Raw genomic sequence first — 7916 nt, 5'->3', positions numbered from 1 at the left:
ACGCCCCGTCCTCAAAAGCCTATGAGGGCCTGCCGGAGGTGGAATACCCCTTCCACGACAGGGACATCCTCGTCACCGCCTGCGGCCGCATCTGCATGGCGAGGAAGAAGATCAACGTCTCGACCGTGCTTGCCGGCCAGAGGCTCGGAATCACCGAAGTCGACGACGGCATTTGGCTCGTCAGCTTCATGCACTACGATCTGGGATATATCGACCTGGAACAGAGGACCCTGCAGACCATCGACAACCCGTTCGGCACGAGGGTGTCACCCATGTCTTAGGTACAAACCGTTACCCATGTCTCCGGGCCGTACACGCGGGAAGTGGTGCCGCTGAAGGGACTCGAACCCCCGACCCCATCATTACGAATGACGTGCTCTACCAACTGAGCTACAGCGGCGTACCAGACCGGGGCGGGAGCGCCCCGTATATGACGCGGCACCAAGCCGCGGTCCCGGCGGCGCGGAGCCGATCCGGTTGCTTGCCGATCCGGTTGGCCGTGCCTGCCTGTGTGAAGGCCCCGATGGCCGGAACCCTGTCTGTTCCGACAGGACGCTGCCACGGGAAAGGCGATGCCGGACGACCGGTCCGTCAAGGTGGCCGTGTGATAGCGGACAAGCGGGCGGCGCGCAAGAGGCTTTGCGCCCGCCGTCCCCGCTTCGGGCCGGCGCCTGCGGCTGGGCGTTTCGCGCGCCTCAGCGCGACAGGTAGGTCGACTTGATCTGGTTGGCGATGGCCTGGAAACGGCTGTTCAGTTCAGCGTCGTTTTCGGCGAGGTAGTAGTCGCCGGGCGAGGACGCGCACTGGCTCATGACCTTCTTGGCCTGGGCATTGCTGCCGATCTGGAAGCCGACGGTAATGACCCTGATGCCGGACTTCTTGACGGCGTCGCACAGGGCGAGCGCGCGATTGGTGGAGGTTGTCGCCTGATCGAGCCGGGCGATCCAGTCATAGGTGGTCCTGGACACCGTCATCGGCCCGTCGAACCAGGTGTTGAAGTCGCCGTCCGTCATCAGCAGCATGTATTTCAGCACGCGCTCGTCGGAATAGGGGGCCGGCTTGCTGGCCGAAGGCCAAAGACCCGCCCATTTCTCCGACAGGGTGTACCAGCCCCAGGCGACGCCGGTCTGTCCGGCTGTGTTGCCGCTGGCCGCAAGATTGGCGATCGTGTGCAGCGGCGTGCCGGACTTGGAGGAGGAGCCGGGATCGAGGGTCAAGGGAACCAGTTCGGCCTTCGGACAGACGAAGCCGGCGTGGTTGTTTATGCTGCGGCCGTCGTAGTAGTAGCCCCTTCCGCTGCTGGCCTGCTGAGCGCCCGGCCCAATGGCGGCGATGGTGTAGCTCGCGTCCGTATAGGCCTGGGCGCCCGTGCGCTCGGAGACGCAGCCGGGATAGGAGGTGCGGCTGGCATTCGCCCCCTTGGTGGCGAGGTTCGCCCGCGTGGAGCCGATATTGACGCCGCTGGCATAGGGCACCACGGCGATGCGGACCTTCTCGTTGGTCGCGACCGTGTCCGGCGGGACCAGCGTGTTGATGAAATTCGCCGCTGCGTTGCGCAGAGCGACGATGCGGCTGCCGGCCATGGAGCCGGTGACGTCGAGCACCAGCGTCGCCTCGACGCTCTTCGGATAGACCGCCTCGGCGCTGACGCTGACATTCAGCGCATCCGGCCCGAAGCCGGCAAGATGGATGAAATAGGTCGGCACGCTGGAGCGGGCCGAGACCTCGATCACCCGTGTCTCGGTGTTGATCTTCGGCTCGTCGATGATGATCTCGCCGCCGCCGCTGGAGCCCTTGATGTTGGCGCCGAAATAGGCCTGGTAGTTGGCGTCGAGATAGGCCTTGATCTCGCTTTCCGTCATGTTGCGCACGGACAGTTCGCGGGCGACCGCCAGCATCGCGGCATCGAGACCGCGGGCGATGGCCTGGCGCTGGTTGATGGCCCGTGCAAAGTCGAGCCCGGCGCCGCCGGCGACGATGATGAAGATCGCCAGAATGGCGAAGAGCGGCAGGATCGCGCCGTTGCGATCCCTGCCGAAGCGGTGCGCCTGGCGTCTGAGCGCCGGAAGTTTTCCGTCCGAGTTGCAACTTGCCATCTTTACCCACTCCCGCGCCGGTACGACGACACGGCATTGCTGGCGGGACACTGGCACGAAGGAACGACCGGTTGGTTAAACCGGGTGCCGAAAGTCGGGGGTTTCGGCGGATCGGTTGACGAAGCGTTAAGGCATGAAACCAGCGACGCAGCGGCAGGACCGGGAGGGCAGGCGGACGGTCAGGGTTCGAGCTCGGTGTCCCAGTAGAGGAAGTCGAGCCAGCTTTCGTGCAGGTAGTTCGGCGGGAACAGGCGACCGTTGTTGTGCAGGTCCTGGACGGTCGGGGGGAAGGGCATGTGCATCGGCCACATGCCGATGTCGGCGCAGGACTTGTTGGCTTTGCGGAGATTGCAGGGCGAGCAGGCCGTGATCACGTTGTCCCAGGTGGTCTGCCCGCCTCTCGAGCGTGGGACGAGGTGGTCGAAGGTCAGTTCCTCGCGGGAGCCGCAATACTGGCACTGGAACCGGTCGCGCAGGAAGACGTTGAAGCGGGTGAAGGCGGGATGTCGGCTCGGTTTGACGTAGCTTTTCAGCGAGACGACGCTGGGAAGTCGGAACTCGCTGCTCGGACTTCGGACCGTGATGTCATATTCGGAGACGATATTGACCCGGTCCAGGAAGACGGCCTTCACCGCATCCTGCCACGCCCACAGCGACAGCGGGTAATACGCAAGCGGGCGATAGTCAGCATTGAGCACCAGGGCCGGATGAGCACCTGGAGAGACGGCGAGTGTCACACCTTCGCTCCTCATGCCTGCTTCGCCGACCTCGCGAAGGCGCATCGCAACCGCGATTCGCTTTCGGGCCGGACGACCGAACGCGGCGATAGTGTAGAGCGACAGTGACAGTCTTGTGAAGCCCGGCAACGCGCATGGCTTCACCCTGGCGACGCAGCGTCGCAGGAGAAGCGATCGGGCGCGGCACAGCGGAAAAAGCGCGGGTCCTTGCGGCCCGCGCTTTGCTGTTCCTGTGGTCTTGCGGCGGGCGTCAGCCGTGCGGCCACTCGCGGATGTCGACGAAATGGCCGGCGATCGCGGCCGCCGCCGCCATGGTCGGCGACACCAGATGGGTGCGGCCCTTGAAGCCCTGGCGGCCCTCGAAATTGCGGTTCGAGGTGGAGGCGCAGCGCTCGCCCGGCGCCAGCTTGTCGGCGTTCATGGCCAGGCACATGGAGCAGCCCGGCTCGCGCCAGTCGAAGCCGGCCTCGCGGAACACCTTGTCGAGGCCTTCCGCCTCCGCCTGCGCCTTCACCAGGCCGGAGCCTGGCACCACCATGGCATTGACGCTCTCGCGCACCTTGTGGCCGCGGATGACGGAGGCCGCCGCTCGCAGGTCCTCGATGCGGCCGTTGGTGCAGGAACCGATGAACACCCGGTCGACGGCGATGTCGGTGATCGGGGTGCCGGCGGTCAGGCCCATATATTGCAGCGCACGGCGCTTGGAGGCGCGGCGGTTCTCGTCCTCGATCGCCTCCGGATCCGGCACCCGGCCGGTCACCGAGACCACGTCCTCGGGGCTGGAGCCCCAGGTGACGATCGGCGGCAGGTTGGCGGCGTCGAGGCGGATCTCGGCGTCGAAATGGGCGCCCTCGTCGGTGAACAGCTTCTGCCAGTAGGCGACAGCCTTCTCCCAATCCGCGCCCTGCGGCGCCTTCGGACGGCCCTTGATATAGTCGAAGGTCTTCTGGTCGGCGGCGATCAGGCCGGCACGGGCGCCGCCTTCGATCGACATGTTGCAGACCGTCATGCGGCCTTCCATCGACAGCGCGCGGATCGCCTCGCCGGCATATTCGATGACATGGCCGGTGCCGCCGGCCGTGCCGATCTCGCCGATGATCGCCAGGATGATGTCCTTGGCGGTGACGCCGTCCGGCAGGGTGCCGTCGACGGTCACCCGCATGTTCTTGGCCTTCTTCTGGATCAGCGTCTGGGTGGCGAGCACATGCTCGACCTCGGACGTGCCGATGCCATGGGCGAGCGCGCCGAAGGCGCCATGGGTCGAGGTGTGACTGTCGCCGCAGACGATTGTCATGCCCGGCAGGGTGAAGCCCTGCTCGGGACCGACGATGTGGACGATGCCCTGGCGCAGGTCCGTCTCGCTGTAATACTCGACGCCGAACTCGGCGGCGTTCTTCGCCAAGGTGTCGACCTGCAGCGCGGATTCGGGATCGTCGATGCCGTGGCTGCGGTCGGTGGTCGGCACGTTGTGGTCGACCACGGCCAGCGTCCGCTGCGGCTGGCGCACCTTGCGGCCGGTCATGCGCAGACCCTCGAAGGCCTGCGGGCTGGTCACCTCATGCACCAGATGGCGGTCGATATAGAGCAGGGCGGTGCCGTCTTCCTGGGTCTCGACGACGTGGTCGTCCCAGATCTTGTCATAGAGCGTGCGCGGAGCGTTCATCTGTCTCTCCTGGGATATCGGGTCCGGCGCGGGCCTTTAAGGCCTCCGGCCGGGTGCCGCTCGTGGCGGCGGAATGCGGTCTTGGGGAAACGTTTCGGCCTTTACCCGGCAGCGGCGCTGTCAGGCGAAAGGCCGGCGGTAAGGCCGGGATCACTGGGCGAGGCGAAAAGCGCGTGGAACCGCGCCGGCAGGCGGCGGCGGTCGCCGATCTCGATGCGTTGCCAGCGGCGGGTGCGGGCCGGGCGCGGACGCGTGCAGGCCTGCGCGACCCGGGCGAGGCCGGCGGGCTGCGATGTCCTGCCGCGCGGCGGCGCGGGCGTCCTGTCACACGGTGCGACCGGCATGGTCTCCAGCGGCTCCAGCTTCCGACGCTGCCGGTCCCTCGCCGCCTCGGCGGGCGGCCGGCATGTCGATCGACAACGGGCCACGTCCGACGGCGGCGTCCGGCCCCTGGAGACCGCGCCTGCCGATGTGATGCCCGTTCCCTTTCATTTGCGCCGATTGCCTTGCCGGGTCAAGGCCGCAGTTGCCTGCGCGGCCCGCCCGGGAGGAGCGCGCGACGGACATCAGCGCATCAAGCCCGGCAGCAGCAGCACCAGCGAGGGCACGGCGACGATCAGCGCCAGTCGGACGATGTCGACGAGGATGAAGGGAATGATGCCGCGGAAGATCCGCCCGAGCGGCACGTCCGGCAGCACCGTCTTCAGCACGAAGACGTTGAGGCCGACCGGCGGGGTGATCAGGCTGATCTCGGTGACCACGACGACGACGATGCCGAACCAGATCAGGTCGTAGCCGAGCGCGGCCATCATCGGCGCGAAGATCGGCACGGTGAGCAGCACCATCGAGAGGCTCTCCAGCACCATGCCGAGGCAGAGATAGACGCCGAGGACGGCGAGCAGGATGCCCCAGGGCGGCAGGTCGGACGCGGTCGCAAGGCCCGACAGGGCCGCCGGCAGACCGGCGATATTGACGAAATTGGAGAAGATCAGCGCGCCGATCAGCACCATGAACATCATCGTCGTGGTGGCGGCGGTGTCGGCCAGCGTTTCCAGAAGCGTCGCGACGGTCAGCCGTCGGCGGGCGAGGGCAATGAGGAAGGCGCCGCTGGCGCCGATGCCGGCGGCCTCGGTGGCGGTGAAGACGCCGGCATAGATGCCGCCGATGACGAAGGCGAACAGGGCGGAGATGCCGGCGACGCCGGAGAGCGCGCGGAAGCGCTCGCGATAGGGCAGGCGTTCGGCCGGCGGGCCGGCTTCCGGGCGGAACCAGCACACCGCGCGGACGGCGGCCATATAGCCGAGGACGCCGAGAATGCCGGGAATGATGCCGGCGATGAACAGTTTGGCGATGTCCTGCTGGGCGGTGACGCCGTAGAGCACCAGGATCACGGAGGGCGGGATCAGGATGCCGAGCGTGCCGCCGGCGGCGATGACGCCGCTCGCCAGCCCGTCGTCGTATTTGTAGCGGCGCATCTGCGGCAGGGCGACCTTGCCCATGGTCGCGGCGGTGGCGAGCGAGGAGCCGCAGACGGCGGAGAACCCGCCGCAGGCGACGGCGGTGGCCATGGCAAGGCCGCCGCGGCGATGGCCGAGCCAGGCGTGGCAGGCGGCGTAGAGTTCGTCGGAGAGCCCGGCGCGGGTGACCAGATTGCCCATCAGCACGAAGAGCGGCACCACCGACAGCGGATAGGACAGGCCGGTGTCGAAGGTGGTCTGCCCGACCATCGCCATGGCCGGGGCGAAGCCGAGGATCATCGTCAGGCCGAGACCGCCGACGGCGGCCATCGCGACGGCGATCGGCACGCCTGCGAACATCACGACAACGAGAATGACGAGGCCGGGAAGCCAGGTTTCCATGGTCTTGCGAGGTCCCTCGGGAGGTGGACGAGGCGGCCGTTCAGGGCTGCCGGCGCAGGATCAGCATGGCGGCGACGAGCGCGGAGACGCCGGTCAGGACCGCCATGACGAGGGCGACGGGTCCCAGCGGAATGCCGAGATAGACCGTGGCATCGCCATAGGAGGTGTAGTCGCGCCCGAGCAGGGCGAGCCGCCAGGTCAGCAGCGCCAGCACGGCGGCGGTGACGGCGAGCGACAGCCGCGCCAGAGAGCGCCGCGCCGCGCCCGGTAGCCGGCCGGTGAGAAGATCGACGGTGACATGCTCGCGCCGCGCGGTGACGATCGGCAGGCCGACGAAGACGACGAGCGCCAGCAGCACCTCGGTCAGCTCGAAGGCGCCGGGCAGCGGCCGGTTGAAGACATAGCGGCCGATGACGTCGACGAAGGTCACCGCCATCATCACCAGCAGCAGCAGCGCGGCGACGAGCTGGAGGAGGCGCGTCGCCGCGGCGAGCGGCCGGAAGGGGCTTGCGCCCCCGCCGGTCGCGCCGTCGCGGGGCTCGCCGGTCATTTCGCTGCGGCGATCTCGGCCTTGAGCATGTCGATGGCGGCCTGGCCATCGATGCCGACGGCGGCGGCCGCGTCGAGGAAGCCCTTCTCGACACCGGCGAGCTTGTCGGCGATGGCGGCGGTCATCGTCTCGTCGGCGGTGGTCTGGGCGACGCCCTTTTCCTCCATCACCTTGACGCCGGCCGCGTCCGCCGCGTCCCAGGCCTGGCCGGCCATGCGGGCCATGGCCTCGCCCGAGATGCCGTCGATGGCGGCCTTGTCCTCGTCCGAGAGCTTGTCCCAGGCGCTGCGGTTCATCACCACGAAGAAGGAGGTGTTGTAGAGGCCGCCGGGCACCGAGACGCCATGGCGGATCACCTCGTCGATGCGGAAGAAGGGCACGGACTCCGGCGGGAACAGGATGCCGTCGGCAACGCCGTTGGCGAGGATCTCGTAGACCTGCGGCGAGGGCGCCTGCACGCCGACCATGCCGAGCCGCGAGGCGATCTCGGCGACGATGCCGCCGCCGATGCGCATCTTCAGGCCCGCAAGGTCGTCGACCGAAGCGACCGGCTTGGCGGTGGTGTAGATGCCGCCCGGACCATGGGTGAAGACGGTGAGCAGCTTGACGCCCTCGTGCTCGTCGGCCTTCGACAGCATCGCCTCCTGCACCTTCCAGTAGGCGACGGACAGCGCCTCGGCGCTGTCGGACAGGAACGGTCCCTCGACCAGCGGCGTCAGCTTGAAGCGGCCGGGCGTGTAGCCGTGGACGCCGTAGCCGATGTCGGCGGCGCCGGAGCGGACCAGGTCGAACTGTGCCGGCGGCTTGCCGATCGGCGCGGCCATGATCTCGACCTTGACGCGCCCCTCGGTCGCCTTGGCGACCTCGTCGCCCCAGGGCGCCAGGATGTCCTTGACGATGGGGTGGGAGGGCGGCAGCCAGTTGGACACGCGCAAGGTGGTCTCGGCGGAGGCGGCAGTGGCGAGGCCAAGCGCCGCGACCGCGGTCAGCATCCCGATGAATTTCCGCATT

6 protein-coding genes, 1 tRNA gene and 1 pseudogene are annotated in these 7916 nt (G+C 67.9%); 1 reads left to right on the top strand and 7 read right to left on the bottom strand.

Features of this window, described 5'->3' with window-relative positions; all coding sequences use genetic code 11:
* Nucleotides 1-281: pseudogene (locus tag TSB10GB4_RS20620) on the top strand (IS481 family transposase); the annotation flags it as partial.
* Between the two features lie 43 nt (nucleotides 282-324).
* Here the strand turns inward: TSB10GB4_RS20620 and TSB10GB4_RS20615 are convergent.
* The 7 genes from TSB10GB4_RS20615 to TSB10GB4_RS20585 all read right to left on the bottom strand — a co-directional run bounded on the left by TSB10GB4_RS20615 (nucleotide 325) and on the right by TSB10GB4_RS20585 (nucleotide 7915).
* Nucleotides 325-400, bottom strand: a tRNA-Thr gene (locus tag TSB10GB4_RS20615).
* A 295-nt stretch (nucleotides 401-695) separates the two neighbouring features.
* Entirely contained in the window at nucleotides 696-2096 is a 1401-nt protein-coding gene (locus TSB10GB4_RS20610; protein WP_186397263.1) for a TadE/TadG family type IV pilus assembly protein, read from the bottom strand.
* A 179-nt stretch (nucleotides 2097-2275) separates the two neighbouring features.
* A complete protein-coding gene (locus tag TSB10GB4_RS20605) occupies nucleotides 2276-2833 on the bottom strand; it encodes an HNH endonuclease (protein ID WP_208984908.1) in 558 nt (185 codons plus the stop codon).
* Between the two features lie 250 nt (nucleotides 2834-3083).
* Nucleotides 3084-4496, bottom strand: coding sequence for a 3-isopropylmalate dehydratase large subunit (gene leuC, locus TSB10GB4_RS20600; RefSeq protein WP_186387619.1), 1413 nt, complete (start codon nucleotides 4494-4496; stop codon nucleotides 3084-3086).
* Between the two features lie 566 nt (nucleotides 4497-5062).
* A complete protein-coding gene (locus tag TSB10GB4_RS20595; protein WP_186397262.1) occupies nucleotides 5063-6355 on the bottom strand; it encodes a TRAP transporter large permease in 1293 nt (430 codons plus the stop codon).
* 40 nt (nucleotides 6356-6395) lie between these two features.
* Entirely contained in the window at nucleotides 6396-6905 is a 510-nt protein-coding gene (locus tag TSB10GB4_RS20590) for a TRAP transporter small permease (RefSeq protein ID WP_186387616.1), read from the bottom strand.
* A complete protein-coding gene (locus TSB10GB4_RS20585; protein ID WP_186387615.1) occupies nucleotides 6902-7915 on the bottom strand; it encodes a TRAP transporter substrate-binding protein in 1014 nt (337 codons plus the stop codon). The genes TSB10GB4_RS20590 and TSB10GB4_RS20585 overlap by 4 nt, the downstream gene beginning before the upstream one ends.
* Between the last annotated feature and the right edge of the window lies 1 nt (nucleotide 7916).

The organism is Stappia sp. TSB10GB4 (assembly GCF_900185745.1).
Taxonomy (GTDB): domain Bacteria; phylum Pseudomonadota; class Alphaproteobacteria; order Rhizobiales; family Stappiaceae; genus Stappia.
This window is presented reverse-complemented; position numbering and strand designations above follow the sequence as displayed.